Source organism: Pseudomonas sp. NPDC086581 (assembly GCF_044746165.1).
Taxonomy (GTDB): domain Bacteria; phylum Pseudomonadota; class Gammaproteobacteria; order Pseudomonadales; family Pseudomonadaceae; genus Pseudomonas.
The window spans coordinates 131,354-156,556 of the sequence record NZ_JBIVBR010000003.1 but is presented as its reverse complement, the minus strand read 5'-3'; the positions used below and the strand labels follow the sequence as shown (position 1 = coordinate 156,556).

At 66.3% G+C, this 25,203-nt stretch carries 28 protein-coding genes; 19 read left to right on the top strand and 9 right to left on the bottom strand.

All coding sequences use genetic code 11. From position 1 onward, the window contains the following. Positions 1–85 precede the first annotated feature (85 nt). From ccmA to ACIPK7_RS08205, 10 genes are all read left to right on the top strand, one after another. Positions 86–742 carry a cytochrome c biogenesis heme-transporting ATPase CcmA gene (ccmA, locus tag ACIPK7_RS08250; protein WP_192431967.1) on the top strand — a complete coding sequence of 219 codons (657 nt, stop codon included), beginning with the start codon at positions 86–88 and terminating at the stop codon, positions 740–742. Continuing rightward, the gene (gene ccmB, locus ACIPK7_RS08245) at positions 739–1,410 is read left to right on the top strand and encodes a heme exporter protein CcmB (RefSeq protein WP_017520311.1); all 672 of its coding nucleotides are present in this window, start codon (positions 739–741) and stop codon (positions 1,408–1,410) included. The genes ccmA and ccmB overlap by 4 nt, the downstream gene beginning before the upstream one ends. A 66-nt stretch (positions 1,411–1,476) precedes the next feature. Then, positions 1,477–2,223, top strand: a complete 747-nt coding sequence (locus ACIPK7_RS08240; protein ID WP_088416741.1) for a heme ABC transporter permease — start codon at positions 1,477–1,479, stop codon at positions 2,221–2,223. Beyond that, positions 2,220–2,396, top strand: coding sequence for a heme exporter protein CcmD (ccmD, locus tag ACIPK7_RS08235; protein WP_081519307.1), 177 nt, complete (start codon positions 2,220–2,222; stop codon positions 2,394–2,396). The genes ACIPK7_RS08240 and ccmD overlap by 4 nt, the downstream gene beginning before the upstream one ends. Next, on the top strand, positions 2,393–2,878 hold the full coding sequence (ccmE, locus tag ACIPK7_RS08230; protein ID WP_045212029.1) for a cytochrome c maturation protein CcmE: 486 nt from the start codon (positions 2,393–2,395) through the stop codon (positions 2,876–2,878). Before ccmD ends, ccmE begins: the two co-directional genes overlap by 4 nt. A gap of 1 nt (position 2,879) precedes the next feature. Beyond that, complete coding sequence (locus ACIPK7_RS08225) at positions 2,880–4,853, top strand: heme lyase CcmF/NrfE family subunit (protein WP_401087083.1); 1,974 nt, start codon at positions 2,880–2,882, stop codon at positions 4,851–4,853. A gap of 2 nt (positions 4,854–4,855) precedes the next feature. After that, a complete protein-coding gene (gene dsbE, locus ACIPK7_RS08220; protein ID WP_015476576.1) occupies positions 4,856–5,398 on the top strand; it encodes a thiol:disulfide interchange protein DsbE in 543 nt (180 codons plus the stop codon). Further along, positions 5,395–5,865, top strand: a complete 471-nt coding sequence (locus tag ACIPK7_RS08215; protein WP_192431971.1) for a cytochrome c-type biogenesis protein — start codon at positions 5,395–5,397, stop codon at positions 5,863–5,865. Before dsbE ends, ACIPK7_RS08215 begins: the two co-directional genes overlap by 4 nt. Then, a complete protein-coding gene (gene ccmI, locus ACIPK7_RS08210; RefSeq protein WP_401087080.1) occupies positions 5,862–7,073 on the top strand; it encodes a c-type cytochrome biogenesis protein CcmI in 1,212 nt (403 codons plus the stop codon). Before ACIPK7_RS08215 ends, ccmI begins: the two co-directional genes overlap by 4 nt. A 23-nt stretch (positions 7,074–7,096) precedes the next feature. After that, positions 7,097–7,501, top strand: coding sequence for a hypothetical protein (locus tag ACIPK7_RS08205; protein WP_401087078.1), 405 nt, complete (start codon positions 7,097–7,099; stop codon positions 7,499–7,501). 433 nt (positions 7,502–7,934) lie between these two features. On the opposite strand, the gene ACIPK7_RS08200 is transcribed toward ACIPK7_RS08205, so the two are convergent. Continuing rightward, entirely contained in the window at positions 7,935–9,137 is a 1,203-nt protein-coding gene (locus tag ACIPK7_RS08200) for a GGDEF domain-containing protein (protein ID WP_192431974.1), read from the bottom strand. A gap of 241 nt (positions 9,138–9,378) precedes the next feature. Here ACIPK7_RS08200 and ACIPK7_RS08195 point away from each other — a divergent pair, with 241 nt between their 5' ends. From ACIPK7_RS08195 to ACIPK7_RS08185, 3 genes are all read left to right on the top strand, one after another. Then, entirely contained in the window at positions 9,379–10,092 is a 714-nt protein-coding gene (locus ACIPK7_RS08195) for a biotin/lipoate A/B protein ligase family protein (protein WP_401087076.1), read from the top strand. Between the two features lie 58 nt (positions 10,093–10,150). Next, positions 10,151–11,965, top strand: coding sequence for a monovalent cation:proton antiporter-2 (CPA2) family protein (locus tag ACIPK7_RS08190; protein ID WP_401087074.1), 1,815 nt, complete (start codon positions 10,151–10,153; stop codon positions 11,963–11,965). A gap of 82 nt (positions 11,966–12,047) precedes the next feature. Beyond that, on the top strand, positions 12,048–12,872 hold the full coding sequence (locus ACIPK7_RS08185) for an enoyl-CoA hydratase/isomerase family protein (protein ID WP_192431977.1): 825 nt from the start codon (positions 12,048–12,050) through the stop codon (positions 12,870–12,872). A gap of 19 nt (positions 12,873–12,891) precedes the next feature. On the opposite strand, the gene ACIPK7_RS08180 is transcribed toward ACIPK7_RS08185, so the two are convergent. Together ACIPK7_RS08180 and ACIPK7_RS08175 are read right to left on the bottom strand one after the other, a co-directional pair. After that, on the bottom strand, positions 12,892–13,158 hold the full coding sequence (locus ACIPK7_RS08180) for a hypothetical protein (RefSeq protein ID WP_192431978.1): 267 nt from the start codon (positions 13,156–13,158) through the stop codon (positions 12,892–12,894). A gap of 249 nt (positions 13,159–13,407) precedes the next feature. Beyond that, positions 13,408–14,130, bottom strand: coding sequence for an RNA pseudouridine synthase (locus tag ACIPK7_RS08175; protein ID WP_401087072.1), 723 nt, complete (start codon positions 14,128–14,130; stop codon positions 13,408–13,410). A 104-nt stretch (positions 14,131–14,234) separates the two neighbouring features. On the opposite strand from ACIPK7_RS08175, the gene ACIPK7_RS08170 reads away from it, so the two are divergent. After that, entirely contained in the window at positions 14,235–14,858 is a 624-nt protein-coding gene (locus tag ACIPK7_RS08170) for a hypothetical protein (protein ID WP_401087070.1), read from the top strand. Positions 14,859–14,880: 22 nt separating this feature from the next. Here the strand turns inward: ACIPK7_RS08170 and ACIPK7_RS08165 are convergent, their stop codons facing one another. From ACIPK7_RS08165 to ACIPK7_RS08155, 3 genes are all read right to left on the bottom strand, one after another. Continuing rightward, positions 14,881–15,489, bottom strand: coding sequence for a DUF4893 domain-containing protein (locus tag ACIPK7_RS08165; protein WP_401087068.1), 609 nt, complete (start codon positions 15,487–15,489; stop codon positions 14,881–14,883). Between the two features lie 54 nt (positions 15,490–15,543). After that, positions 15,544–16,653 (bottom strand): AI-2E family transporter, encoded by a 1,110-nt coding sequence (locus ACIPK7_RS08160; protein WP_401087066.1) that lies wholly within the window; start codon positions 16,651–16,653, stop codon positions 15,544–15,546. A gap of 206 nt (positions 16,654–16,859) precedes the next feature. After that, complete coding sequence (locus tag ACIPK7_RS08155; protein ID WP_024765957.1) at positions 16,860–17,060, bottom strand: hypothetical protein; 201 nt, start codon at positions 17,058–17,060, stop codon at positions 16,860–16,862. 157 nt (positions 17,061–17,217) lie between these two features. On the opposite strand from ACIPK7_RS08155, the gene ACIPK7_RS08150 reads away from it, so the two are divergent. Together ACIPK7_RS08150 and ACIPK7_RS08145 are read left to right on the top strand one after the other, a co-directional pair. After that, the gene (locus ACIPK7_RS08150; protein ID WP_192431983.1) at positions 17,218–18,987 is read left to right on the top strand and encodes an ABC transporter transmembrane domain-containing protein; all 1,770 of its coding nucleotides are present in this window, start codon (positions 17,218–17,220) and stop codon (positions 18,985–18,987) included. Between the two features lie 114 nt (positions 18,988–19,101). Next, positions 19,102–19,938: a S1 RNA-binding domain-containing protein gene (locus tag ACIPK7_RS08145; protein WP_192431984.1), complete on the top strand. Its 837-nt coding sequence runs from the start codon at positions 19,102–19,104 to the stop codon at positions 19,936–19,938. A gap of 5 nt (positions 19,939–19,943) precedes the next feature. On the opposite strand, the gene ACIPK7_RS08140 is transcribed toward ACIPK7_RS08145, so the two are convergent. Then, on the bottom strand, positions 19,944–20,357 hold the full coding sequence (locus ACIPK7_RS08140; RefSeq protein WP_192431985.1) for a DUF5064 family protein: 414 nt from the start codon (positions 20,355–20,357) through the stop codon (positions 19,944–19,946). Between the two features lie 190 nt (positions 20,358–20,547). Beyond that, complete coding sequence (locus tag ACIPK7_RS08135; protein ID WP_401087063.1) at positions 20,548–21,102, bottom strand: magnesium transporter; 555 nt, start codon at positions 21,100–21,102, stop codon at positions 20,548–20,550. Positions 21,103–21,341: 239 nt separating this feature from the next. Here ACIPK7_RS08135 and def point away from each other — a divergent pair, with 239 nt between their 5' ends. Further along, positions 21,342–21,881 (top strand): peptide deformylase, encoded by a 540-nt coding sequence (gene def, locus ACIPK7_RS08130; RefSeq protein ID WP_401087061.1) that lies wholly within the window; start codon positions 21,342–21,344, stop codon positions 21,879–21,881. A gap of 104 nt (positions 21,882–21,985) precedes the next feature. On the opposite strand, the gene ACIPK7_RS08125 is transcribed toward def, so the two are convergent. Further along, the gene (locus ACIPK7_RS08125) at positions 21,986–22,843 is read right to left on the bottom strand and encodes a MurR/RpiR family transcriptional regulator (RefSeq protein ID WP_192431988.1); all 858 of its coding nucleotides are present in this window, start codon (positions 22,841–22,843) and stop codon (positions 21,986–21,988) included. 186 nt (positions 22,844–23,029) lie between these two features. On the opposite strand from ACIPK7_RS08125, the gene zwf reads away from it, so the two are divergent. Together zwf and pgl are read left to right on the top strand one after the other, a co-directional pair. Then, positions 23,030–24,499: a glucose-6-phosphate dehydrogenase gene (gene zwf / locus ACIPK7_RS08120; protein ID WP_192431989.1), complete on the top strand. Its 1,470-nt coding sequence runs from the start codon at positions 23,030–23,032 to the stop codon at positions 24,497–24,499. Continuing rightward, on the top strand, positions 24,486–25,202 hold the full coding sequence (pgl, locus tag ACIPK7_RS08115) for a 6-phosphogluconolactonase (RefSeq protein WP_401087058.1): 717 nt from the start codon (positions 24,486–24,488) through the stop codon (positions 25,200–25,202). The genes zwf and pgl overlap by 14 nt, the downstream gene beginning before the upstream one ends. Position 25,203: the final 1 nt, after the last annotated feature.

The window sequence follows — 25,203 nt, the reverse complement described above, 5'->3', positions numbered from 1 at the left end:
TGCGCCGCCCGAGGCCGTGCTTGGCGGCCTGCGCGGTATGGCCGCGTTTTTGCACCACTGACTGTTTTCTGCCCGACGGTTGCCGATGCCCTTGACCCATCCCCTCCTCGAAACCGTGGCGCTCGCCTGCGAGCGGGACTGGCGCATGCTGTTCGAGCGTCTCGATTTGCGACTGGGCGCGGGCGAGATGCTACAGATCGTCGGCCCCAACGGTAGCGGCAAGACCAGCCTGCTGCGCCTGCTCAGCGGGCTGATGCAGCCTACCGCCGGCGAAGTGCTGCTCAACGGCAAGCCGCTGACCGAGCAGCGCCACGAACTTGCCCGCCTGCTGCTGTGGATTGGTCACGCCGCCGGCATCAAGGGCCTGCTCACCGCCGAAGAGAACCTCGCCTGGCTCTGCGCCCTGCACCAGCCGGCCAACCGGGATACCATCTGGCAGGCGCTGGAAGCCGTCGGCCTGCGCGGTTTCGAGGACGTTCCCTGCCACACCCTGTCCGCCGGCCAGCAACGCCGCGTGGCCCTGGCGCGCCTGTACCTGGACGCGCCGCCGCTGTGGATCCTCGACGAACCCTTCACCGCCCTGGACAAGCAGGGCGTGGCGCAGCTGGAAGAACACCTGGCCGGCCATTGCGAACGCGGTGGCCTCGTCGTGCTGACCACCCACCACACCCTGGAGCGCATGCCGCAAGGCTACCGCGCCCTCGACCTGGGCCAGCACGCACGGGAGGTGGCGGCGCGATGAGCAACGTCTTCACCCTGTTGCTCGCCCGCGAAGCGCGCCTGCTGTTCCGTCGTCCGGCGGAGCTGGCTAATCCTTTGGTGTTCTTCGCCATCGTCATCGCGCTGTTCCCACTGGCGGTCGGGCCCGAGTCGGAAATGCTCAAGAATCTCTCGCCGGGCCTGGTCTGGGTCGCGGCATTGCTAGCGGTGCTGCTGTCGCTGGACGGTCTGTTCCGCAGCGATTTCGAGGATGGTTCCTTGGAACAGTGGGTCCTTTCGCCGCACCCCCTGCCACTACTGGTCCTGGCCAAAGTGCTGGCACACTGGCTGGTTTCAGGGCTGGCCCTGGTGCTGCTGTCGCCGCTGTTCGCTCTGATGCTGGGCCTGCCGGCGCGCTGCCTGCCGGACCTGCTGCTGTCGTTGCTGCTGGGTACACCGATCCTGAGCCTGCTGGGCGCCGTGGGCGCGGCGCTCACCGTGGGTCTCAAACGCGGCGGCCTGCTGCTGGCCCTGCTGATCCTGCCGCTCTACATTCCGGTGCTGATCCTGGGCAGCGGAGCGCTGCAGGCGTCGCTGCAGGGGCTGCCCACCGCCGGGCACCTGCTGTGGCTGGCCAGCCTGACGGCGTTAGCATTGACGCTGACGCCCTTTGCCATCGCCGCCGGGCTGAAGATCAGCGTCGGCGAGTGAACGAACGATCGCCGGGCTCTCGAAGCGGCACCGGCGGCAGACTAGAGCTTTGAATTACAGAGCCTGATGATGAACTGGACTTGGTTTCACAAGCTTGGCTCGCCCAAGTGGTTCTACGAGATCAGCGGACGCTGGATGCCCTGGTTCGCGGTCGCCGCGATCCTGCTGATGGTTGCCGGCACCGTCTGGGGCCTGGCCTTCGCGCCGCCGGACTACCAGCAGGGCAACAGCTTCCGGATCATCTATATCCATGTGCCGGCGGCGTTCCTCGCCCAGTCCTGCTACGTGATGCTGGCCGTGGCCGGCGCGGTCGGGCTGATCTGGAAGATGAAGATCGCTGACGTCGCCGTGCAGTGCGCCGCGCCCATCGGCGCCTGGATGACCTTCGTCGCGCTGGTCACTGGCGCCATCTGGGGCAAGCCGACCTGGGGCGCCTGGTGGGTCTGGGACGCGCGCCTGACCTCGATGCTGATCCTGCTGTTCCTCTATTTCGGCATCATCGCCCTGGGCCAGGCCATCACCAACCGCGACAGCGCGGCCAAGGCCTGCGCGGTGCTGGCCATCGTCGGCGTGGTGAACATCCCGATCATCAAGTACTCGGTGGACTGGTGGAATACCCTGCACCAGCCGGCCACCTTCACCCTGACCGAGAAGCCGCCGATGCCGCCGGAGATGTGGATCCCGCTGCTGATGATGGTCGCCGGTTTCTACTGCTTCTTCGCCGTGGTGCTGATGATGCGCATGCGCCTGGAAGTGCTCAAGCGCGAAGCCCGCGCGAGCTGGGTCAAGGCCGAGGTGGAGCGCGCGCTATGAGTTTCGAGTCTTTCTCCGATTTCCTCGCCATGGGTCACCATGGCCCTTACGTGTGGTCCGCCTACGCCATCTGCCTGGTGGTCCTGGCGATCAACGTCGTCTCGCCGATCGTGGCGCGCCGGCGTTACCTGCAAGAAGAGGCGCGTCGTCTGCGCCGGGAGGCCAGCAAGTGAATCCGGTCCGCAAGAAGCGTCTGTACATCGTCCTCGCCATCGTCGCCGGCGTTGGCGTCGCCGTCAGCCTGGCGCTGTCGGCCCTGCAGGAAAACATCAACCTGTTCTACACCCCGACCCAGATCGCCAATGGCGAAGCCCCGCACGACACGCGCATCCGCGCCGGCGGCATGGTTGAGAAGGGCTCGCTCAAGCGTTCGGCGGACTCGCTGGACGTGGAATTCGTGGTCACCGACTTCGCCAAGGAAGTTACCGTGAAATACCGCGGCATCCTCCCGGACCTGTTCCGCGAAGGGCAGGGCATCGTCGCCCTGGGCAAGATCAACGAAGCCGGCGTGCTGACCGCCGATGAAGTGCTGGCCAAGCACGACGAGAAATACATGCCGCCGGAAGTCACCAAGGCGCTCAAGGACAGCGGCAAGCTGGAGCACTACGAAGCCAGCCAGAGCGGCAACGCCGCGCCGCAACAGGGGAGCAACTGACATGGTTCCCGAACTCGGCCACCTCTCGCTGATCCTTGCGCTGTGCATGGCGCTGGTGATGTCCTTCTTCCCGCTGGTCGGCGCCTGGCGCGGCGACCGCCAATGGATGAGCCTGGCGCGCCCCGCTGCCTGGGGGCAGTTCGCCTTCCTGCTGTTCTCCTTCGGCTGCCTGACCTGGGCCTTTCTTCACGATGACTTCTCGGTGGCCTACGTCGCCAGCAACTCCAACAGCGCGCTGCCCTGGTTCTACAAGTTCAGCGCCGTGTGGGGCGCCCACGAAGGCTCGCTGCTGCTCTGGGCGCTGATCCTCGGCGGCTGGACCTTCGCTGTGTCGGTGTTCTCCCGCCAACTGCCGGAAGTGATGCTGGCCCGCGTGCTGGCCGTGATGGGCATGATCAGCACCGGCTTCCTGCTGTTCCTGATCATCACCTCCAACCCCTTCAGCCGCCTGCTGCCGCAGGTGCCGGCGGACGGCAATGACTTGAACCCGCTGCTGCAGGACCCGGGCCTGATCTTCCACCCGCCGATGCTCTACATGGGCTACGTGGGCTTCTCGGTGGCCTTCGCCTTCGCTATCGCCGCACTGCTCGGCGGCCGTCTCGACGCTGCCTGGGCGCGCTGGTCGCGTCCGTGGACCCTGGTGGCCTGGACCTTCCTCGGCATCGGCATCGTGCTCGGCTCCTGGTGGGCCTACTACGAACTGGGCTGGGGCGGCTGGTGGTTCTGGGACCCGGTGGAAAACGCTTCCTTCATGCCTTGGCTGGTAGGCACCGCGCTGATCCATTCGCTGGCGGTGACCGAGAAGCGCGGCGTGTTCAAGAGCTGGACCGTGCTGCTGGCCATCGCGGCCTTCTCGCTGAGCCTGCTGGGCACCTTCCTGGTCCGCTCCGGCGTACTGACCTCGGTGCACGCCTTCGCCTCGGACCCCGAGCGCGGCGTGTTCATCCTCGCCTTCCTGCTGGTGGTGGTCGGTGGTTCACTGACGCTGTTCGCCCTGCGCGCGCCGGTGGTCAAGAGCCAGGTCGGCTTCGCCCTGTGGTCCCGCGAAACCCTGCTGCTGCTGAACAACCTGATCCTGGTGGTCACCGCCTCGATGATCCTGCTGGGCACCCTCTACCCGCTGGTGCTCGACGCCATCAGCGGCGCCAAGCTGTCGGTCGGCCCGCCGTACTTCAACGCGCTGTTCGTGCCGCTGATTGCCATCCTCATGCTGGCCCTGGCGGTCGGCGTGCTGGTGCGCTGGAAGGACACCCCGACCCGCTGGCTGCGCAACATGCTTACCCCGGTGCTGATCGGCACCGTGGTGCTGGGCGGTCTCGGCAGTTTCCTGTACGGCGAGCTGCACTGGGAAGTGCTGGCGGTGTTCATGCTGGCCGCCTGGGTCGTGCTGGCCGGTGTGCGTGACTTCTTCGACAAGGTCCGTCACAAGGGCGTGATCGCCGGTGCCGCGGGCCTGAACCGCAGCTACTGGGGCATGCAGCTGGCGCACTTCGGTATCGCCATCTGCGCCATCGGCGTGGTCCTCACCAGCCAGTTCAGTGCCCAGCGCGACCTGCGCATGGCGCCGGGCGAGTCGGTGGAGCTGGCCGGTTACCAGTTCCGCTTCGAGGGCACCCATCACTTCGAGGGGCCGAACTTCACCTCCGACAAGGGCACCATCCGCGTGACCCGCAAGGGTTCGGAAGTGGCCGTGCTGCACCCGGAAAAGCGCCTGTACAGCGTGCAGAACTCGATGATGACCGAGGCTGGCATCCACGGCAGCCTGACCCGCGACCTCTACGTCGCCCTGGGTGAGCCGCTGGACAACGGCGCCTGGGCCGTGCGCGTGCACATCAAGCCCTTCGTGCGCTTCATCTGGCTCGGTGGCCTGCTGATGGCCCTGGGCGGCGTGCTGGCGGCGCTGGATCGGCGCTACCGCCTGAAAGTGAAAACGCGTGTACGCGAGGCCCTGGGCCTCGCCGGACAGGGAGCCTGAGCGTGAAGCGTGCGATCCTGCTGTTGCCCCTGGCGATCTTCCTGGTCGTCGCGGTATTCCTCTTTCGTGGCTTGTGGCTGGACCCCAGCGAGCTACCCTCGGCGCTGATCGGCAAGCCGTTCCCGGCGTTCTCCCTGCCCAGCGTCACCGAGCCGGGCAAGACCTACACCGAGGCCGACCTCAAGGGCAAGCCAGCGCTGGTCAACGTCTGGGGAACCTGGTGCCCGACCTGCCGCTTCGAGCACCCGGTGCTCACCGACCTCGCCGCCAAGGGCGTGGTGATCTACGGCATCAACTACAAGGACGATGGCGCCGCGGCGCAGAAGTGGCTCAAGGAGCTGCACAACCCCTACCTGATGAACATCGCCGATGCCCAGGGCACCCTGGGCCTCGACCTGGGGGTCTACGGCGCTCCGGAGACCTACATCATCGACAAGGACGGCATCATCCGCCACAAGCTGGTCGGCGCCGTCGACGAGAAGGTTTGGCGTGAACAGCTGGCGCCGATCTACCAGGGCCTGGTCGACGAGGCGGAGGGCAAATGAAACGTCTGCTTGCTGCTGCAGCGCTGGGGCTGTGCCTGACCGGTATCGCCCACGCCGCCATCGACACCTACGAGTTCGCCAATGACGCCGAGCGCGCGCGCTTCCGCGACCTGACCACCGAACTGCGCTGCCCCAAGTGCCAGAACCAGGACATCGCCGACTCCAACGCGCCGATTGCCGCGGACCTGCGCAAGCAGATCTATACGCAGATGGCGGCCGGCAAGAGCAACCAGCAGATCGTCGACTACATGGTCGACCGCTACGGCGAGTTCGTGCGCTACAAGCCCGAAGTCAGCGAGCGCACCTGGCTGCTCTGGTTCGGCCCGGCCGCGCTGCTGGGCCTGGGCGTGATCGTCATCGGCGCCATTGTCGCGCGCCGCCGTCGCCCGGCCGCTGCCACTTCCACCACGCTGTCCGCCGAGGAGCAGGCGCGTCTCGACCAATTGCTGGATAACCAAGACAAATGATCGATTTCTGGCTCGCCGCCGGCCTGCTGTTGCTGGTGGCCCTGGCATTCCTCCTCATCCCTCTGCTGCGCGGCCGCAAGGCCCAGGCCGAGGAAGACCGCACCGCTCTCAACGTCGCCCTGTACCAGGAACGCCTGGCGGAACTGGGTGCCCAGCGTGACGCCGGCACCCTCGACGCTGCGCAGTTCGAGGCCGGCCGCGCCGAAGCGGCCCGTGAACTGCTCTCCGACACCGAAGGTGCCGGCGATGATCGCCGCTCCCGCCTCGGCCGCGCTGCGCCGCTGGTGGCAGCAGTGGTCCTGCCGTTCCTCGCGCTGGGCCTCTACCTGCATTGGGGCGCCAGCGACAAGGTCGAGCTGGCCCGCGAATTCGCCACCGCGCCCAAGTCCATGGAAGAGATGACCGCGCGCCTGGAGCGCGCCCTGCAGGCTCAGCCGGATTCTGCCGAGGGTTGGTACTTCCTCGGCCGCACCTACATGACCCAGAACCGCGCCGCCGATGCCGCCAAGGCCTTCGAACAGGCCGCGCGCCTCTCCGGCCGCCAGCCGGAAGTGCTCGGCCAGTGGGCCCAGGCGCTGTACTTCGCCGGCGACAAGGCGCTCAGCCAGCAAGTGCGCGACCTCGCCGACGAAGCACTGAAGAAGGACCCGCAGGAAGTTACCACCCTCGGTCTCCTCGGCATCGCCGCGTTCGAGGACGAGAAATACGCTGACGCCATCGACTACTGGGGTCGCCTGGTCAGCGTGCTGCCGCAGGACGATCCGTCGCGCGATGCCATCGCCGGTGGCATCGAGCGCGCTCGCCAGCGCATGGTCGAGAAGGGCCAGACTCCGCCTGAGGCGCCGGTTGCCGCCGCCACCGCTGGCGTGACGCTGAAGGTGAAGGTCGACCTGACCGACGCGGTTAAGGGCCAGGTCAAGCCGGACGACAGCGTGTTCGTCTTCGCTCGCGCCGTGAGCGGCCCGCCGATGCCTCTGGCAGTGAAGCGCCTGAAAGTTTCTGACCTGCCCAGCGAGGTTTCGCTGAGCGACGCCGACGCGATGATGCCGCAGCTCAAGCTCTCCCAGCACCCGCAGGTGCAGTTGGTCGCGCGCGTTTCCCGCGCCGGCAATGCCACTGCGGGGGAATGGATCGGACGAAGTGCTTCGTTGTCTACTTCCCAGGCGGGCGAGCAGAGCGTGACAATCGACAGCCCGGATCAGAAGTAATCACGACAAGAGAGGGTTGAGCGATGAAGGGCAGATTGCTGGCGCTGGGTGCCATGCTGGTACTGGGTGGTTGCGTGGTGCAGCCGCAGCAGCCGGAGCAACCGCCTTCGCAGATACCTCCGCCCTCGCAGCCGAGCAAGCCGATCCCGCCGGCCAGGACTTCCAGCTCGCCGATCACCCCGCAGCCCAGCGCTGCACCGGCCGCCAAGCGCCCGACCCAGTTCGCCCCGCCGCCCGGCGGCAAGGGCCGCTGGGACGCCAGCCTCGGCGTCTATGTGATCCAAGGTCAGAAGGACCTCTTCTACCGTCAGCGCACCTACTACCACTGGGACAACGGCTGGTACTGGGGTGTCGGCCCGCAAGGCCCCTGGACCGAGACCGACAGCAGCGGCGTACCGCCGGGGCTGACGCGCAAGTACGCGCAGTAACGCATACAGCGCGCTTGTCCTAGGAGCGAGCTTGCTAGCGAACCCTGGCTCTACGACTCCGCCCGCCACCCTCTTCCTAACCCTGGTTGCGCGCCCCGCTCCGAAGGGAGAGGTGACTGGCTTGGCGTATCCAGAAACGTCGATGCCCGCCGGTCATATCAGTTCGTAGGGCGAGTCACCCGGAACGGGTTATCCGCTGGTTGCCTCGCGGTAGATAACGCTGGCGCGTTATGCACCCTACGAACTGTCTTCTCCGGTTGAATCCACCGCTGCGTTCCCCCTCACCCCAGCCCTCTCCCGAGGGAGAAGGGGCAGGTCGTGCCGTCTGGCGCGATGGTTTCACCCTTCACCGGCCCCCTGGGAGCGGGTTAGGGGGGCTGATCCAGGCGCAGGAGCTCAGGGAGGATCGGTCTCTGACAACGGGCTGATGCTCTCAATCGAACGTCCCCATCTCCGTCCCCAGCTCTATCACCTCCACCCGATTGCGTCCGCTCGCCTTGGCCTTGTACAGCGCCTTGTCAGCCGCCGCGTAGAGGCCCTCATAGGTGCCCGATATGCCTGCCTCCAGGCAGGCGATGCCGAAGCTCGCGGTGAGGTAGAGCAGGCCGTCCTTCATCGGCAACGGGGTTTCTTCCAATAGCCGGCGAACTTTCTCGGCGATGACTCGTGCCTGGGGCTGTGAGGTGTCGGGCAACAGCAGCAGGAACTCCTCGCCGCCCAGGCGCGCCACGCTGTCGCCGGTGCGGGTGTAGTTCCTCAGCAGGCTGGCGGTATGGCGGATGACCTCGTCGCCCAGCGGGTGGCCGTAGCGGTCGTTGATGAACTTGAAATGATCCAGGTCCACCATGAGCAGGCTGATCGGTGCCGGCTGGCGGGCGGCGCGCGAGAGTTCCATGCCCACCAGTTGGTCGAACTGGCGGCGGTTGAACAGCCCGGTCAGGGGATCGTGGCCGGCGAGGTATTCCAGCTGGCGGTTCTTTTCCTCCAGCTCCAGCCGTTGCTGGCGGAGAAACTCGCGCTGGCGCAGGTTGCGCACATGGCCGTGCCAGAGGATGAACGACAGCACCAGGCCGATGCCGCAGATGGTCAGTCCGCCCATCTGGTTCGACAGGCGCAGCTGTGGGCTGGCTTGGGTCAGCGTCATGGTCAGCTCGAAGGCGGCCAGCGCGAGGATATAGAGCGTGACGGCCAGGCTCGGGCGCAACAGGATGATCAGCGAGGTGGCCACCGAGGCCATGAGGAACGGGGTAATGCTGCTGGTGACCTGCTGATCGGCGCCGGTGATGGCGATGCCGAACCCCAGTAGCAGGATGCTGCCGAGCACGGTCAGGGTCTGCATGTACCACAGAGGCGCGTGGCGTCGGGGCGGGGAGGCCATCCAGGCGAGCAGGCCGAGCAGGCTGAAGAGCACGGCGACCACGGCGTGGACACGGATGATCTCCAGCCGCCAGCCGTCATATTCGGGGTTGGACCCCTGCAGATTAAGGCGGAAGACCAGGATGTGGACCAAGTCGAAGGGCACCGCCAGCAGGGCGGAGAAGTACAGGCGCCGCAGGTTTTCCCGGGCGATCGGCAGCGCCAGTGCGTCGTTGACTGCAATGGCGTGGTGCAGACGCTGAAGCAACGTCCTGGACACGGGTTCTGGCCTCCTGCGCAAGTGCCGGCCAGTAGCAGGATAGACGCAGCGCCGCTTCGCTGCGGTGTGGATTGAAGTCGACGTGACTCGGCACGACGTCGGCGCAGTCACAGCCCGCTACGCTGAAATTTCCGAACGCGGCAACAAATTGGCCTGGAACATTGTCGGATAAGCCCTCGGCGGGCATAGTCCGCAACCCGGTTTACCCCAAGGACGCTCTCATGAACCCAAGGTCGCTCTTATGAACAAGGTGCAACGACTGTCGGCGCAACAGGGCCTGGACGCCGAGCGTGCCCTGCTCGACGCCACCTTCGCCGGTGAGCGCGACAGCGGCCTGCTGTTCTGGAGCCCGCTGGAACAGTCCCTGGTAATGCCGCGCCGGCTCAGCCGCCTGGAAGGCTTTGCCGCTGCCGCGGCCGCCTGCGCCAGGCTCGGTTGGCCGATCGCCCTGCGTGACACCGGTGGCGAACCGGTCCCGCAGTCCGCCGGCGTGCTCAACGTCGCGCTGGTCTATGCGATCCCGCCGGGGGACAACGAGCAGACGCGCATCGAGACCGCCTACCTGCGCCTGTGCCAGCCGCTGTGCGACTGGCTGGCGGCCTTGGGCCTCGATCCGAGCCTGGGGGAAGTGGAAGGCGCTTTCTGCGATGGCCGCTACAACGTCAATCTGGGCGGCCGCAAGCTGGTGGGCACCGCCCAGCGCTGGCGCCGCCGGCCCAGCGACGGGCGCTACGTGGTGCTGGCCCACGGCGCCATCCTGATGGAGAACCAGCGCGAGCCGATGGTCGCCGCGGTGAACACCTTCTACGAGCACTGCGGGCTCGAGGCCCGTGTGCGCGCCAGCAGTCATGTCGCGCTGGACGAGCGCTACGAGCAGCCCTGGGACCAGGTGGACGCCCTGGCCGGGCAATTCCAGCGGCACCTGCTGGCCGAGGGCGTGGCGCTGGATGTGTGAGATGAACGACACGGGTGGATCTTCGCTTCGCCCCAACCCTTCCAAGGAGTCTTGATCGATGGAACATGGGACGAATTACCTGCAGTCGGCAGTGGTCTTCCTGCTCGCGGCGGTGTTCATGGTGCCGCTGGCCAAGCGCCTGCAACTGGGCGCCGTGCTCGGCTACCTACTCGCCGGGGTGTTCATCGGCCCGTCGCTGCTGGGGCTGATCGACAACCCCGAAAGCGTCGCCAGCCTGTCCGAACTGGGCGTGGTGCTGCTGCTCTTCATCATCGGCCTGGAGCTTTCGCCCAAGCGGCTGTGGGTGATGCGCAAGCAGGTCTTCGGCGTTGGCCTGGCGCAGGTGCTGCTTACCGCGCTGGCCATTGGCAGCGTCGCGGTGCTGGCCTTCGATATGCCGGTGAATACCTCCGTGGTGCTGGGCGGCGGCCTGGCGCTGTCGTCCACCGCCTTCGGCCTGCAGATTCTCGCCGAGCGCAAGGAGCTGAACAGCCCCTACGGCCGCCTCGGCTTCGCCATCCTGCTGTTCCAGGACATCGCCGCGATCCCACTGATCGCCATGATCCCGCTGCTGGGCGCGCGCGCCGATTCGGCGGCGCCGGGCGGTGACCTGGCCCATGTCATGGAAGTGGTCGGCAGCATCGCCGTGGTAGTCATCGGCGGGCGCTTCCTGCTGCGCCCGGTGTTCCGTTCGGTGGCCCGCACCGGTCAGGCCGACCTGTCCACCGCCACTGCGCTACTGGTGGTGGTTGGCACCGCCTGGCTGATGGAGTGGGCAGGTGTGTCCATGGGCCTGGGCGCCTTCCTTGCCGGCCTGTTGCTGGCGGACTCGGAGTACCGCCACGAACTGGAAGCGCAGATCGAACCCTTCAAGGGCCTGCTGCTCGGCCTGTTCTTCATCAGCGTGGGCATGAGTGCGGACCTCGGCCTGCTCAAGAGCGAGCCGCTGGTGGTGCTCGGCCTTACCTTGCTGCTGGTGGGCATCAAGCTGCCGCTGCTGTTCCTCATCGGCCGTCTGGCCGGTGGCCTGGACAAGGTCTCGGCGATCCGCCTCGGCGTGCTGCTGGGCGCTGGCGGGGAGTTCGCCTTCGTGGTGTTCAAGCTGGCCCTGGCCCAGGGGCTGATGGACGGCAAGCTGCACTCGCTGCTGGTGCTGTGCATCACCCTGTCCATGGCGATGACCCCGCTGCTGGTGCTGGCCCTGGCGCGCAATATCAAGTCCAAGCCCGCCGTGCTGCGCGAGCCGCCGCCCGAATACCGCCAACTGCCGGACGACGCGCCGCGCGTGGTGATTGCCGGCATGGGCCGGATGGGCCAGGTGGTCGCCCGTATCATGCGCGCCCAGGGTGTGCCCTTCGTCGCCCTGGATACCTCGGTGGACACCATCGAGCTGACCCGCAGCTACGGCAATATCCCGATCTTCTACGGCGACCCGCTGCGCCCGGAAATCCTCCGCGCTGCCCAGGTGGAGAAGGCCGAGTTCTTCGTCGTCGCCACCGACGACCCGCAGACCAACATCGAGACGGCGCGGCTGGTGCGCAAGCTCTACCCGCACCTGAAAGTCATCGGCCGGGCGCGTAACCGCCAGCACGTCTACCACCTGCTGGACGCCGATGCGACGCCAGTGCGCGAGACCTTCCACTCGAGCCTGGAGATGAGCCGCCTGCTGCTCACCGGTCTGGGCCTGACCGAGGAACAGGTCGCCGCGCGCATCCGCCGCTTCAAGCGCCACGACGAAGCGGTGCTGATGGCCCAGTACCGCGTCTACGACGATGAGACCGCGGTGATCCAGACCGCCCGCGAGGCGCGCAAGGAGCTGGAGACCCTGTTCGAGGCCGACCATCTGGAAGACCAGGGCATCGGCCACCACTGACCGGCCATTCCGCGCATCGATAGTGCTGGGGCGCCACGCGCGCCCCGGCGCATCCTCGGGCCTTCGCAACGGAGGCCCATCGATGAGCAACTACCGCACTTTCACCCGGGAAGACCGCGACGGCGTTGCCGTGGTGAGCTTCCGTCACCCGCCGATCAACCTGGTCGACCGCGCCATGGTCATCGACCTGCTGCACCTGGCCGATGAACTGGAACGCGATAGCGATACCCGCGTGCTGCTGCTGCGCAGTGCCAACCCGGATTTTTTCCTCGCCCACTACGATCTCGGCAGCCAGCTGGACGCGCCGCCGATGAAGCTGCCCGCCGGCATGGCCAGCCCGCTCAGCGCGCTGTTCAGCCGCTTCAGCCGGCTGCCGCAGGTGACCATCGGCGAACTGCGCGGCCGCGCGCGGGGCGCCGGCAGCGAATTCCTCCTGGCGCTGGACATGCGCTTCGCCTCCCGCGAGCACGCGCTGCTCGGCCAGCCGGAAGTGGCAGTCGGCCTGCTGCCCGGTGCGGGTGGCACGGTACGCCTTGCGCAAATGCTGGGGCGGGGCAGGGCGCTGGAGGTCTGCTTGGGTGGCGAGGATTTCGATGCGGATACGGCAGAGCGCTACGGCTGGATCAACCGGGCGTTGGCGGACGCGGAACTGGAAGGGTTCTGCGACGCCCTGGCGCGACGCATTGCGGCCTTCCCGGCAGCGGGTGTCGCCCATGTGAAGGCGCTGGTGGAGCAGGTGACGGCGGCGGATCAGGCGGCGTTGGTGGAGGAGTCGCAGCGCTTTGTCGGTGATATGTCGGCGCCGGAAACGCTGGAGCGGGTGCGCTGGATGATGGACAACGGCGGCCAGCGGGACGGGGATCTCGAGCGCGACCTGGGGGCCGCACTCGGGCGCTACCCGGGCTGAATCGCTTGCGAGGACGGCTTCACGCGGTTTTCGCCAGGATCGGTTCGTTCGCTACGGCGACCAGTACGGGGCGGGCCAGCTGATGCTTCACCGCCGGCCGCGGCTGGCGGCTGGCCGAGGGGCGACGGTCGGGGATGATCACGGCCGAGCCCGGCGAACGCAGGGTCAGCACGGCGATGCCACCGGCCAGCAGCGTGGTAGCGAGTACGACGCTGGCGAGGGCGACGTACAGCAGCAGCTCCACCAGGGAGCCAACGAGCAGCAGGAAATCGAGAATGACTTGCATGGTGGTGTCCTCTTGACGATCCGTTTGGGGGCGTCTCGCGAGTAGCTTGTTCGCCCCTGCGGCCCGACTGCGGGGCCGGCGAATCTCCTGCCAGCGAGTTGATGGGGCAAAGATGCCGCGCGCGGACTATCAAGAGAACTGAATGCGTCGACTGGTGACTATCGATGTTATCGATAGCGGCTGTAAGCCGCGGATTAGAAGGGCGCCCTGGTTATTCGCGGGCGCCCGCGACTTTGGTCGGGTAGACGGTCAGAACTTCTCGCCCGGCTGCAGGAAGCGCCATTGGCCAACGGGCAGTTTGCCCATGGCCACGCCGCCCAGGCGCAAGCGGCGGATCGACAGAGCCTGCAGGCCGACCGCGCGGCACATGGCGGCGATCTGGCCGGGGCGGAATTGCTTGCCGGCGAAGCGCAGGCGGGTCTCGCTCTGCCAGCTGACCTTCAGCGGCGGCAGTTCGCGGCCGTCTATCAGCATGCCGCGGCAGAGGCGCTTCAGGCCGTTGTCGGCGATCTGCCCGCTGACCTCGACCACGTACTCGTGCTCGATGTTGTCCGCCTCGTCCACCAGCCGGCGCTGCACGCCGCGACTCTGGGTGTAGACCAGCAGGCCGCTGGCATCGGTCTCCAGCACAGTCGTGTTGAACTGGTGGCCGAAGTGCTTGCGCAGCAGACGCTGCTGCAGGTTGTCCTCGCTCCAGCGCTTGTCCGGCGTCAGCAGTTGCTGCGCGGAGTTGGCGCCATTGCCGCTGCCCAGGCCGACCGGCTTATGTACGAGGATGGTTACCGGCGGAATCGGCTCGGGGAAGGCGCCCGGCAGCAGTTCGATGCGCTGGGTATCGACCTTGAACTGCGGCTCCTCGACACGCTGGCCGTCGACCGTGACCCAGCCACCCTCGATGTACAGCTCGGCGTCGCGGCGCGAACAGGGCAGCAGCTCGGCGAGACGCTTGGACAGGCGGATGGCTTCGGACATTTCGGGTAACCAGGCAGGGGAAAACGTCCATTGTAACCGCAAGCCGGTGGAATGATCCGCGCGGTGTCCGGTCACAACCTCAGAGCAAGCAACGAGGATGCGCGATGCGGATCACCCTGATCGACGGCCTGGGCTGGGACCTGGACGAGCACGGCACTGGCGGCCTGATCAATCGGCGCGGCGAGAAGGTGCACCTGCGCCAGGGCGACATGGACGGCGCCTGCGGGCCCTACTGCCTGGTGATGGCCATGCTCGCCCGCAACCAGCTGGCGCGGCGTCAGGCCAAGGGGCTGGCGCCGGTGGATTCGCGGACCCGCTACGGGCGGTTGATGGAGGCGCTGAACCAGCACGAGACACTGGTGCGCGTCGGCACCACGGGTGCCGACCTGCTGGAGCTGCTCAAGGTCATCAGCGACAAGGAATACCGCGTCGAGCGCGGCAATGGCGCGCGGATGATCGAACTCACGCGCCGCCACCTGGAGGAGAATATCCCGGTGGTGCTCGGCTTCCACGGCCGCAAGGACAGTGACATCCGCCACTGGTGCCTGGCGGTGGGGATGAGCGACGACGCCTTCTTCCTCCTCGACCCGGCCCACGACCTGCAGCGCGGGCTGGCCTGGAACGCGGTGCTGACCACCCAGGCCAACTGCTCGCGCTTCGGCTATCGCTACCTCAACGCGAAAGGCACCTGGGCGGTGACGCTCAAGGAGATGGTGGCGCTGCTCTGAGCCTTTCCTGGCGAGAGTGGGCTCAGCGGGTGAAGCGGAACAGGTTGTAACCCCCGAGCTGCTCGGGCACCAGCAGCACGAAGCCGTCGTACGAATTGCGCACGACGCCGACCACGTCGGTCTCCCGTGCTGCCGCCTGCTCCAGCCCGCTGTAGCCGACCTGTGGATCGTCGTTTACCGACGCGCCGCCGACGAATACCAACTGCTTGTCATCCAGGCGTTGCAGGTAGCCGCTGATGCGCTGCGAACCGCTGGTCTTCTCAAGGAACAGTCCCTTGGGCGTCTGTCGCACCGAGCACTTGAAGTTCGGGTAGCCGTACAGCGCTTGCGCTTCGAGCTGAACAGAGCGGCACTTCCAGTTGCCGGTGAGGGCTGAATCGGCGAGCGGTTCCGGGTCTTCCAGCACGATGCGGTAGAGGTTCAGCGCCTCGTTGCGGGTAGTTTCGTCCTCGCTCTGCTGGAGCTGGTCGAGCAGTTGCTTCACCTGCGCGTCGAGGGTGGTCAGGCGTTGCTGGTCGGCGGCATTGACCACGGCCGGCCAGACGACGGCGGCCTCTTCGGCGAAGGCCAGTGGGGAGAGCAGTAGCCCGGCGGCGAGCAGGGCGGAGGTGAGGGAGCAGCGTTTGGGCATTGTGTGCATTCCATTGCGGGTGGACGCCCGCGCTCTGAGCCGCGGGCGAGGGGATCAGGGCGAGGTCTGTTCGGAGGATTCGACCGGCGGCGCGACCGGCGCCTCGCGCTCGTGGACCCAGGACATGAACAGCTCGTAGCCCAGGGCCAGCACCACCGGGCCGACGAACAGGCCGATGATGCCATTGCTGAGCATGCCGCCCAGCGCGCCGATGAGGATCACTGCCATCGGCACCTTGCTGCCACGGCCGAACATCAGCGGCTTGAGCACGTTGTCGGAGAGTCCACCGGCCACCGTCCAGACGGTGAACAGGATGGACACCAGCAGCGAATCGTTGGTCATGAACACATAGGCGATCGCCGGCAGGGTGATCAGCACCACCGGCAGTTGGGTGATCCCCAGCAGCAACACGCCCAAGGCCAGCAGGCCTGCGCCGGGGATGCCCATGACGATGAAGCCCAGGCCGAGGATCAGCGTCTGAATGAAGGCCACGCCGACCACGCCCTGGGCCACCGCGCGGATGGTGCCGGTGCACAGCTCGGCCAGTCCCGGGCCACGGTCAGGGCCGGAGATGCGCACGGCAATGTCACAGGCGGTGCGGCTGCCCAGCTTGCCGTAGGCCATGATCACCCCGGCGATGACGAAGGCGGCGAGGAACTGCATCAGCCCCATGCCGACGCCCGCCGCCTGCCCGGCGACCTTCTTCGCCACGCCTTGCAGGTGAGGCGCCAGTTGCTGCGCGACGCCCATGAAGTCGGTGGCGACGCGGTGCCAGAAGGGGTAGATGTACTGCCCGATCACCGGCCAGTTCTGCACCGAGTCCGGCGGCAGCGGGATTTGCAGGGTGCGGTTCTGGATGGCGTGCACCAGGTCGCGCACCGAATCGGCCATGGACAACCCGATCACCACCACCGGCACCAGCAGGATTACCAGGCCCAGCACCACGATCAGGCTCGCGGCGCTGTTCGGGCGCTCGCCGAGCCAGCCGCTGAGCAATTGGTGCATGGGGTAGAGGGTAATGGCGAGGATCACCGACCAGAGCATCAGGTCGAGGAAGGGATGGAAGATGCGGAAGCAGAAAACGGCCAGCAACAGGATCAGGCCGGCGCGGATCAGCACATCGAGCAGGTTGCGCGACAGCAGCTTTTCCGGAGAGGGCAGCATGGGGTGCTCCTTGCGAGTGGCCTGGGATAGGCCAAGTCCTGACTATGGGCGGACTCTGCCCGAGTGCAAGGCGCACAGGCAACACAGGATCGACGGAATTGCGGAGGCTTTGGTGTAAAGCGGGGTATCAGGGAGGGGGAACGCAGGACGGGCGAAGCGAGGGAGACGGGCAGCCTGCCGGGAACCGGCAGGCTTGCCTGCAGATATTACTTCTTGCCGAGACTGATGTGGCGGCTCGGTGCGCCGTAGTTCTGACCGGTCACGCCCTTGGCGATTTGCTGGATCTCACCGCCGGAGTTCAGGAAGGCCGCGATCTGGGCTTCCAGAGCTTCGCTGGTCGCGGTAGCGGCGGGAGCCTTGGGGGCTGCTTTCTGGCGGGTGGAGGGCTTGGTAGTCATATCTGCCATACCTGTCTGCGCAAATTGGCCGCCCATTGTACATCAAACGAGCAGCTTTCGGGGCGGTTATGGAGCGAACGGTCCCATTAGCCTGCCTGAATCGTCCTTCACGCGGTGCGCCGCGGCGGTGCTACCCTCTGCCCATTCCGGCCGTTCAGAGCCCGCCATGTCCCTGTTGTCGTCCCGCCAGCGCAATGCCCTGCGCTTGGCTCGCTCGTTTCTCGCTCCCTATCGCTGGCGCGCCTTCGGCGCACTGCTGGCGCTGTTGTTCACCGCCGCCATCACCCTGTCCCTGGGGCAGGGCATCCGCCTGCTGGTGGACCAGGGCTTCATCACCCAGTCCGAGCAACTGCTCACCCGCGCCATCGGCATTTTCTTCCTGCTGGTGCTGTGCCTGGCGGTCGGCACTTTCGTGCGCTTCTACCTGGTGTCGTGGATCGGCGAGCGCTTCGTCGCCGATATCCGTCAGCGCGTGTTCGACCATCTGATCGAGCTGCACCCCGGTTTCTACGAGAACAACCGCGCCTCGGAGATCCAGTCGCGGCTGACCGCCGATACCACGCTGCTGCAATCGGTGATCGGCTCCTCACTGTCCATGGCGCTACGCAATGTGCTGATGCTGCTGGGCGGGGTAATCCTGATGTTCTTCACCAACGCCAAGCTGACCAGCATCGTGGTTGCCTCGTTGCCGCTGGTGATCGCGCCGATCCTGCTGTTCGGCCGCCGCGTGCGTAGCCTGTCGCGGCTCAGCCAGGACCGCGTGGCGGACGTCGGCAGCTACGTCGGCGAATCCCTCGGCCAGATCAAGACGGTGCAGGCCTACAACCACCAGGCGCAGGATCGCGCGCGCTTCGGCCGCACCGTGGAAGACGCTTTCGACACCGCGCGCAAGCGCATCATGCAGCGCTCCTGGCTGGTCAGCGTGGTCATCCTGTTGGTGCTCGGCGCGGTTGGGGTGATGCTCTGGGTCGGCGGCATGGATGTGATCGCCGGACGCATCAGTCCGGGTGATCTCGCGGCCTTCGTGTTCTACAGCCTGATCGTCGGCATGGCCTTCGGCACGCTGAGCGAAGTGATTGGGGAGTTGCAGCGTGCGGCCGGTGCCGCCGAGCGCATCGCTGAGCTCTTGCGCGCGCGCAGTGAAATCCATGCCCCCGCCAGCGACCTGCTGCAGCTGCCGGAGCGGATCAGCGGCAGCATCGAATTGCAGGCCGTGCGTTTCGCCTACCCGTCGCGCCCGGAACAGTGGGCCATCGACGCTATCGACCTGCGCGTAGAACCGGGCGAGACCTTGGCGCTGGTCGGCCCATCGGGTGCCGGCAAGTCCACCCTGTTCGACTTGCTGCTGCGCTTCTACGACCCGCAGCAGGGACGCATCCTGATCGACGGCCAGCCCATTGCCCAGCTCGACCCGACGGACCTGCGCCGCAGCTTCGCGCTGGTGTCGCAGAACCCGGCGCTGTTCTTCGGCACGGTGGAAGAGAACATTCGCTACGGCCGCCCTGATGCCAGCGATGGGGAAGTCGAGGCCGCCGCCCGCGCGGCCCATGCCCACGAATTCATCCTACGTCTGCCGCAGGGCTACCGGACGCATCTGGGGGAAAGCGGCCTGGGCTTGTCCGGCGGCCAGCGCCAACGCCTGGCGATTGCCCGCGCGCTGTTGGTGGATGCGCCTATTCTGCTGCTCGACGAAGCCACCAGCGCGCTGGATGCCGAGAGCGAACACCTGATCCAGCAGGCACTGCCGGGACTGATGCGCGACCGCACCACGCTGGTGATCGCCCATCGCCTGGCCACGGTGCTAAACGCCGACCGCATTGCGGTGATCGAGCATGGTCGCTTGCTGGCGCTGGGGCGGCACGCCGAGCTGGTGCTCAGCAATCCGCTGTATGCGCGCCTGGCGGAGTTGCAGTTCGGCCAGGCGGACCACTTTTAGGAGCGGGCCATGCCCGCGATGCGCGCCGATGACGCGCACCCGATCCGGCAACCGGCGGCAGCCATAACGCGCCAATCCGCGTAGAATGCCCGCCCCGTTCACGAGGTAAGCGTCATGGCAGTCATAGGTCGGTTCAATTCATTGCAGGTGGCCAAGCACACCGATTTCGGTCTCTACCTGGATGGCGAGAGCCACGGCGAAATCCTCCTGCCCAAGCGCTACGTGCCGAAGAACGAACCCACCGAAGTGGGCGACTGGCTCAACGTGTTCATCTACCTGGACAGCGAAGATCGCCTGATCGCCACCACCCAGAAGCCCAAGGTGCAGGTCGGCGGCTTCGCCAGTCTGAAGGTGGTGGAGGTCAACCGTGTTGGCCTGTTCCTCGACTGGGGCCTGCCCAAGGACCTGCTCCTGCCGCACTCGGAAGAGAAGCGCCCGCTGCAGGTCGGTGATTACTGTGTGGTCCACGTCTACCTCGACGAGCGCAGCCGCCGCATTACCGCCACCGCGCGCCTGGATCGCTACCTGGACAACGTCCCGGCCAACTACAAGGTCGGCCAGCAGGTGGACCTGCTCGTCGTCGAACGCACCGACCTGGGTTACAAGGCCATCATCGATGGCAAGCACTGGGGCCTGATCCACAAGAACGAAGTCTTCAAGTTCATGCGCAACGGCCTGCGCGAGACCGGCTACATCAAGGAAATGCGCGCCGACGGCAAGATCAGCCTGAGCCTGCAGCCCGCTGGCGCCGGCCTGTCCGATGCGCTGAGCGAGCAGATCCTCAAGGCCCTGCGCGAGGCCGGCGGCCAGCTAGCGCTCAGCGACAAGAGCCCGCCGGAGCTGATCGCGCAGCAGTTCGGCGTCAGCAAAGGCAACTTCAAGAAGGCCATCGGCGGCCTGTTCAAGCAGGGCTTGATCGTCATCCACGACGACGGCATCGAACTGGTCTGACCACCTCAGCCGCGCCCGCGGACGATGGACTCGGCTACCGCGCAACGCGGCTCGGCCGGAGCCAGCGAACCCATGCGCTGCAGGTCGACCGGCGTGCCCGGCTCTGCCTTCAGCCGACGGCGCAGGTCGTCGAACACCCGGTCATGCTCCTTGCGAAAGCGCAGTACCGGCCCGCGGCAGACCCGCAGGCCGTGGCGGCGCAAGATGCGCGTGGCGCTGCCGGCGAAGTTGAAGGCGAGGTCGCCGGGCAGATCGAAGCTGTCCTTGAACGGCTGGCCGTCGATCTCGCCGTCCAGTTCGAATTTCACCAGGGCATCCCGGCTATTGGCGTTATCCACCGTGTAGCTCAGGCGGATGCGGTACTGCTGGCGGTCGAGGCCGGTGCTGGAATGGATAGTGACCTCGGTGGGCGTGGTCATGCCTTCCTCCTGACGGATCGATGTGGCAGGTCGGCGAGCGGTAGGCTCAGTCTCGAACCTGTCGACACCCGGACGCCTGATGTGCATCAAGAGTAGGACTTTTCTGTAGGAATCTGGCGCATGACAAGCACTCCCGCGCCGTGACGGACGGCGCGGTGGGAGTTCCCGGCGATGTCCGCGGCCGGCGGCGTCACATCATGTGGCGGAAGCGGTTCCAGGCGTGCTCCATGGAAAGCCACCAGGCCGGCGCGGCGCTGCCGAAGCCGGCGATCTCCAGGCGCGGATGGTGGCGCACCACCATGTCCAGCACCGGTTCCTGGTCGGGCTTCACGTCGACGAAGAACACATGGCGGCCTTCCTGCAGGTTGTCCTGGAAGCGGAGTACGTCACCGCTGGGGCGCTGCAGGCCGAAGAAGCTGCTTTCCCATAGGCTGAAGCCCAGCAATACCGCAGCGAGGAATATCACCGGAATCCAGCCGGCCGCTGTCTGCGTCCAGCCGCTCAGGTAGCCGACCACCAGTACCAGCACGGCCAGTGCGGCGCCGATCACCAGGCCGATCTTGCCCCAGTGCACCACGTCCTTCTTCATCATCGAGGGCACTTCGTGGAGACGGTGTTCCTGCATTTCCGCGTCGCTGTCGCTGAGCACATGCATCTGCTCGATGCCGATGCCGCTTTCGGAAAGCTCCTGCTCGACCTGCTCCAGGTCGTCCAGGTTGTCGCTGATGTAGTAATGCCTGTTCATGACGAACCTCACGCCCCTCGGAATGAAAGCTCCCCCCAGGGTTCGACCGCCATCTGCCGTGGAGTTCGGCAAATATCCGTCGCTCGATGGTTGTCGTCGCAGCTCAGTCTAACACTGCGGCGCTGCGGTCTCCGGGGTGCTGCCCGGCGGTCGTGGGCTTGCCAGACCGGTTGCAGGGGCCGAGGATGCAGCTTTCATTGGAAGCATGCCGCTTTCACGCAACGGCGAGCGAGGCACAGATGATCCGCGAGATTCTCAAGATGGGCGACGAGCGCCTGCTGCGCATCGCCCCACCGGTGCCCGAGTCGATGATCGGCAGCGCCGAGCTGAGCCGACTGATCGACGACATGTTCGAAACCATGCACCACGTTGGCGGCGTCGGCCTGGCCGCCCCGCAGATCGGTGTCGACCTGCAACTGGTGATCTTCGGCTTCGAGCGCAGCGAGCGCTATCCGGATGCGCCGGCGGTTCCGCCGACCATCCTGCTCAACCCGCTGATCACGCCCATCGGCGATGGGCTGGAAGAGGGCTGGGAAGGTTGTCTGTCGGTGCCGGGCCTGCGCGGGGCGGTGAATCGCCACCAGCGCATCCGCTACCAGGGCGTCGACCCCCAGGGCCAGCCCATCGATCGCACCGTGGAAGGCTTCCACGCCCGCGTGGTGCAGCACGAGTGCGACCACCTGATCGGCCGTCTGTATCCATCGCGCATCACTGACTTCAGCAAGTTCGGCTTTACCGAGGTGCTGTTCCCCGGGCTGGATCCGGCGGCGGATGATTGAACTGGCGTGGTTTTTAGCCACCGTTCTCAAAGTTCGGGGCGGGGATGTCCCTCGCCTTGAAGGGAGAGGGCGAGGCCCTCGCACAGGGGGCCAGGTAGAGGCGCTCAGTCCTCCTCGTCAAGCTGGTAGCGCGTTGGCACCAGACTCTCCTTGATCTTGCGCAGGTGCGGCTGGAAGTCCACGCCCCGGCGCAGGGTCACGCCGGTGGCGAGCACGTCGAGCACGGTCAGCTGGATGATCCGCGAAGTCATCGGCATATAGATGTCGGTATCCTCGGGCAGCGGGATGTCCAGGCTCAGGGTGCTGGCGCGGGCCAGCGGCGAGTCCGCGGCGGTCAGGCCGAGTACCGAGGCGCCGTTCTGTCGCGCCAGGTGCGCCACGTCCACCAGCTCGCGGGTGCGCCCGGTATAGGAAATCACCACGAACAGGTCGCCGGTGTGCGCCACCGAAGCGATCATCCGCTGCATCAGCACATCGCTCTGCGCCGAGACCGCCAGGTTGAAACGAAAGAACTTGTGCTGCGCGTCCAGCGCTACGGAGCTGGAGGCGCCGAGGCCGAAGAAGTGAATCTGCCGGGCCTGGATCAGCAGGTCCACGGCGCGGTCGATCACTTTCGGGTCGAGCTGCTTGTGGGCGCTGTCCAGCGAGGCAATGGTGCTGCTGAAGATTTTCCGCGTGTAGGCCTCGGGGCCATCTTCGGCGGCGACCGCCTGGGTCACGAAAGCCGCGCCGCTGGCCAGGCTCTGGGCCAGCTGGATCTTCAATTCCGGGTAGCCGCTCATACCAAATGAACGGCAGAAGCGGTTCACCGTCGGCTCGCTGACGCTGGACGCCTGCGCAAGCGCGGCGATGCTGAAGCGCGTGGCCTGCTGCGGGTCGCGCAGGATCACTTCGGCGACCTTGCGCTCGGCCTTGTTCAGCTCTTCCAGACGGCTCTGGATCTGCTCCAGCAGGTTTTTCATCCGTGCTCCTTGGGCAATCGACGGTTGACCGGTTGGCTACGGTCAGCGGCGCTATCCTAACGTCAGGCCGGCAGGCGACCAACAACGGCGCGATGCGGTAAAAATATGTTGTTTAATTACTACATATTTGTCTTAATGCCGGCGTAGAAGGCTAACTATCGTTCAAAATTTGGTTGGTAACAACAAATGCCTGAAGTCCGAGTTCTGCCCTGCACCCTCGCATTGTTCGGCGCGCTGGGTGATCTCGCCCTGCGCAAGCTGCTGCCAGCGCTCTACCAGCTCGACCGCGAAGATCTGCTGCACCGCGATACCCGCATTCTCGCCCTGGCTCGCGACGACGGCGCCAGCGAAGAACCCCTGGCGACCATCGAGCGCCGCCTGCGTCAGGCCGTACCGGCGAAGGAGTGGGACGAAACCGTCTGGGCCCGCTTCCAGGCGCGCCTGCATCACCTGAGCATGGATTTCCTCGACGCCGGTTCGTACCAGGCGCTGGCCGAGCTGGTGGGGGACGATAAGACCCTGGTCGCCTACTTCGCCACCGCCGCCTCGGTATTCGGCGGCATCTGCGAGAACCTTGCCGCCGCCGGCCTCGCCGAGCGCACCCGGGTAGTCCTGGAAAAGCCCATCGGTCACGACCTGGAATCGTCCCGCGCGGTGAACGACGCGGTGGCGCGCTTCTTCCCGGAAAACCGCATCTACCGGATCGACCACTACTTGGGCAAGGAGACGGTGCAGAATCTCATCGCGCTGCGCTTCGCCAACAGCCTGTTCGAGACCCAGTGGAACCAGAACCACATCTCCCACGTGGAGATCACCGTGGCCGAGAAGGTCGGCATCGAAGGCCGCTGGGGCTACTTCGACAAGGCCGGCCAGTTGCGCGACATGGTGCAGAACCATCTGCTGCAGCTGCTCTGCCTGATCGCCATGGACCCGCCGGCGGACCTCACCGCCGACAGCATCCGCGACGAGAAGGTGAAGGTGCTGCGCGCGCTGGAGCCCATCGCGCCCGGGCAGCTGGCGACCCGCGTGGTGCGCGGCCAGTACACCGCCGGCTACATCGATGGCAAGGCGGTGCCCGGCTACCTCGATGAGGAGAACGCCAACCCCAACAGCGATGCCGAGACCTTCGTCGCCCTGCGCGTGGATATCCGCAACTGGCGTTGGTCCGGCGTACCGTTCTACCTGCGCACCGGCAAGCGCATGCCGCAGAAGCACTCGCAGATCGTCATCCACTTCAAGGAACCGCCGCACTACATCTTCGCGCCGGAGCAGCGCTCGCTGATCAGCAACCGGCTGATCATCCGCCTGCAGCCGGACGAGGGCATTTCGCTGCAGGTGATGACCAAGGACCAGGGGCTGGGCAAGGGCATGCAACTGCGCACCGGCCCGCTGCAACTGAATTTCTCCGAAACCTTCCAGACCGCCCGGACGCCGGATGCCTACGAGCGACTGTTGCTGGAAGTCACGCAAGGCAACCAGAACCTGTTCGTCCGCAAGGATGAGATCGAGGCCGCCTGGACATGGTGTGACGGCCTGATTGACGGCTGGGGGCGCCTGGGTGAGGAGCCCAAGCCTTATCCGGCCGGAAGCTGGGGGCCGCAGGCCTCGGTTGCCCTGATCGCACGCGACGGGAGGGACTGGTATGGCGATCTTTGAACCCCAACTGGCTGAAGGCATGGCCTGGAAGACCTGGAGCAACGCCGCCGAGCAGGCTCGCGGCCTGGCCGAAGCGGTAGCCGATGCGCTGCGCGAGGCACTGACCGAACGCGGCCGTGCCTTGCTGGTGGTTTCCGGCGGGCGCAGTCCGGTGGCTTTCCTCGAAGCCCTCAGCGGCGCGGTGCTGGACTGGTCGAAAGTGGCCGTCAGCCTTGCCGACGAGCGCTGGGTGCCCGAGTCGCATCCGGACAGCAACGCCGGCCTGCTGCGTCGTCACCTGTTCAAGGGCGCGGCAGCCAAGGCGCAGTTCATCGGCATCTACCAGCCGGCGGCCAGCCTGGAAGAGGCGGCCGACAAGGCCGACCGCTACCTGCACGAACTGATGCTGCCCATCGATGTGCTGGTGCTGGGCATGGGGGACGACGGCCACACGGCTTCGCTGTTCCCCGGCAGCAGCAACCTGGTAGAGGCGCTCGACCCGGCCGGTACGCGCCGTTGCCTGCCGATGTGGGCACCGACCGTGCCGCACCAGCGCCTGACCCTGACCCGCGCCGTACTGCAGGGCGCGCGGGTGCAGATCCTGGCCATCCAGGGCGAGTCCAAGCTCGCTACCCTGAGCCAGGCGCTCAGCGACAACGACGACCAGCGCATGCCCATCAATGCGTTCCTGCGTTCGCCTCTTTCGATCCACTGGTGCCCCTGAG

Excerpts from the sequence above, each read along its gene's own strand:
- ccmI (WP_401087080.1), top strand. The coding sequence starts at position 5,862 with ATGATCGATTTCTGGCTCGCCGCCGGCCTGCTGTTGCTGGTGGCCCTG.
- ACIPK7_RS08125 (WP_192431988.1), bottom strand. The coding sequence starts at position 22,843 with ATGAAAAACCTGCTGGAGCAGATCCAGAGCCGTCTGGAAGAGCTGAAC.
- ACIPK7_RS08145 (WP_192431984.1), top strand. The coding sequence starts at position 19,102 with ATGGCAGTCATAGGTCGGTTCAATTCATTGCAGGTGGCCAAGCACACC.
- pgl (WP_401087058.1), top strand. The coding sequence starts at position 24,486 with ATGGCGATCTTTGAACCCCAACTGGCTGAAGGCATGGCCTGGAAGACC.
- ACIPK7_RS08205 (WP_401087078.1), top strand. The coding sequence starts at position 7,097 with ATGAAGGGCAGATTGCTGGCGCTGGGTGCCATGCTGGTACTGGGTGGT.
- ACIPK7_RS08180 (WP_192431978.1), bottom strand. The coding sequence starts at position 13,158 with ATGCAAGTCATTCTCGATTTCCTGCTGCTCGTTGGCTCCCTGGTGGAG.
- ACIPK7_RS08190 (WP_401087074.1), top strand. The coding sequence starts at position 10,151 with ATGGAACATGGGACGAATTACCTGCAGTCGGCAGTGGTCTTCCTGCTC.
- ccmB (WP_017520311.1), top strand. The coding sequence starts at position 739 with ATGAGCAACGTCTTCACCCTGTTGCTCGCCCGCGAAGCGCGCCTGCTG.
- ACIPK7_RS08165 (WP_401087068.1), bottom strand. The coding sequence starts at position 15,489 with ATGCCCAAACGCTGCTCCCTCACCTCCGCCCTGCTCGCCGCCGGGCTA.
- def (WP_401087061.1), top strand. The coding sequence starts at position 21,342 with ATGATCCGCGAGATTCTCAAGATGGGCGACGAGCGCCTGCTGCGCATC.
- ACIPK7_RS08240 (WP_088416741.1), top strand. The coding sequence starts at position 1,477 with ATGATGAACTGGACTTGGTTTCACAAGCTTGGCTCGCCCAAGTGGTTC.
- ACIPK7_RS08160 (WP_401087066.1), bottom strand. The coding sequence starts at position 16,653 with ATGCTGCCCTCTCCGGAAAAGCTGCTGTCGCGCAACCTGCTCGATGTG.
- ACIPK7_RS08140 (WP_192431985.1), bottom strand. The coding sequence starts at position 20,357 with ATGACCACGCCCACCGAGGTCACTATCCATTCCAGCACCGGCCTCGAC.
- ACIPK7_RS08185 (WP_192431977.1), top strand. The coding sequence starts at position 12,048 with ATGAGCAACTACCGCACTTTCACCCGGGAAGACCGCGACGGCGTTGCC.
- ACIPK7_RS08215 (WP_192431971.1), top strand. The coding sequence starts at position 5,395 with ATGAAACGTCTGCTTGCTGCTGCAGCGCTGGGGCTGTGCCTGACCGGT.
- ACIPK7_RS08170 (WP_401087070.1), top strand. The coding sequence starts at position 14,235 with ATGCGGATCACCCTGATCGACGGCCTGGGCTGGGACCTGGACGAGCAC.
- ACIPK7_RS08225 (WP_401087083.1), top strand. The coding sequence starts at position 2,880 with ATGGTTCCCGAACTCGGCCACCTCTCGCTGATCCTTGCGCTGTGCATG.
- ACIPK7_RS08195 (WP_401087076.1), top strand. The coding sequence starts at position 9,379 with ATGAACAAGGTGCAACGACTGTCGGCGCAACAGGGCCTGGACGCCGAG.
- ccmD (WP_081519307.1), top strand. The coding sequence starts at position 2,220 with ATGAGTTTCGAGTCTTTCTCCGATTTCCTCGCCATGGGTCACCATGGC.
- ccmA (WP_192431967.1), top strand. The coding sequence starts at position 86 with ATGCCCTTGACCCATCCCCTCCTCGAAACCGTGGCGCTCGCCTGCGAG.
- ACIPK7_RS08135 (WP_401087063.1), bottom strand. The coding sequence starts at position 21,102 with ATGAACAGGCATTACTACATCAGCGACAACCTGGACGACCTGGAGCAG.
- zwf (WP_192431989.1), top strand. The coding sequence starts at position 23,030 with ATGCCTGAAGTCCGAGTTCTGCCCTGCACCCTCGCATTGTTCGGCGCG.
- ACIPK7_RS08150 (WP_192431983.1), top strand. The coding sequence starts at position 17,218 with ATGTCCCTGTTGTCGTCCCGCCAGCGCAATGCCCTGCGCTTGGCTCGC.
- ACIPK7_RS08175 (WP_401087072.1), bottom strand. The coding sequence starts at position 14,130 with ATGTCCGAAGCCATCCGCCTGTCCAAGCGTCTCGCCGAGCTGCTGCCC.
- ACIPK7_RS08155 (WP_024765957.1), bottom strand. The coding sequence starts at position 17,060 with ATGGCAGATATGACTACCAAGCCCTCCACCCGCCAGAAAGCAGCCCCC.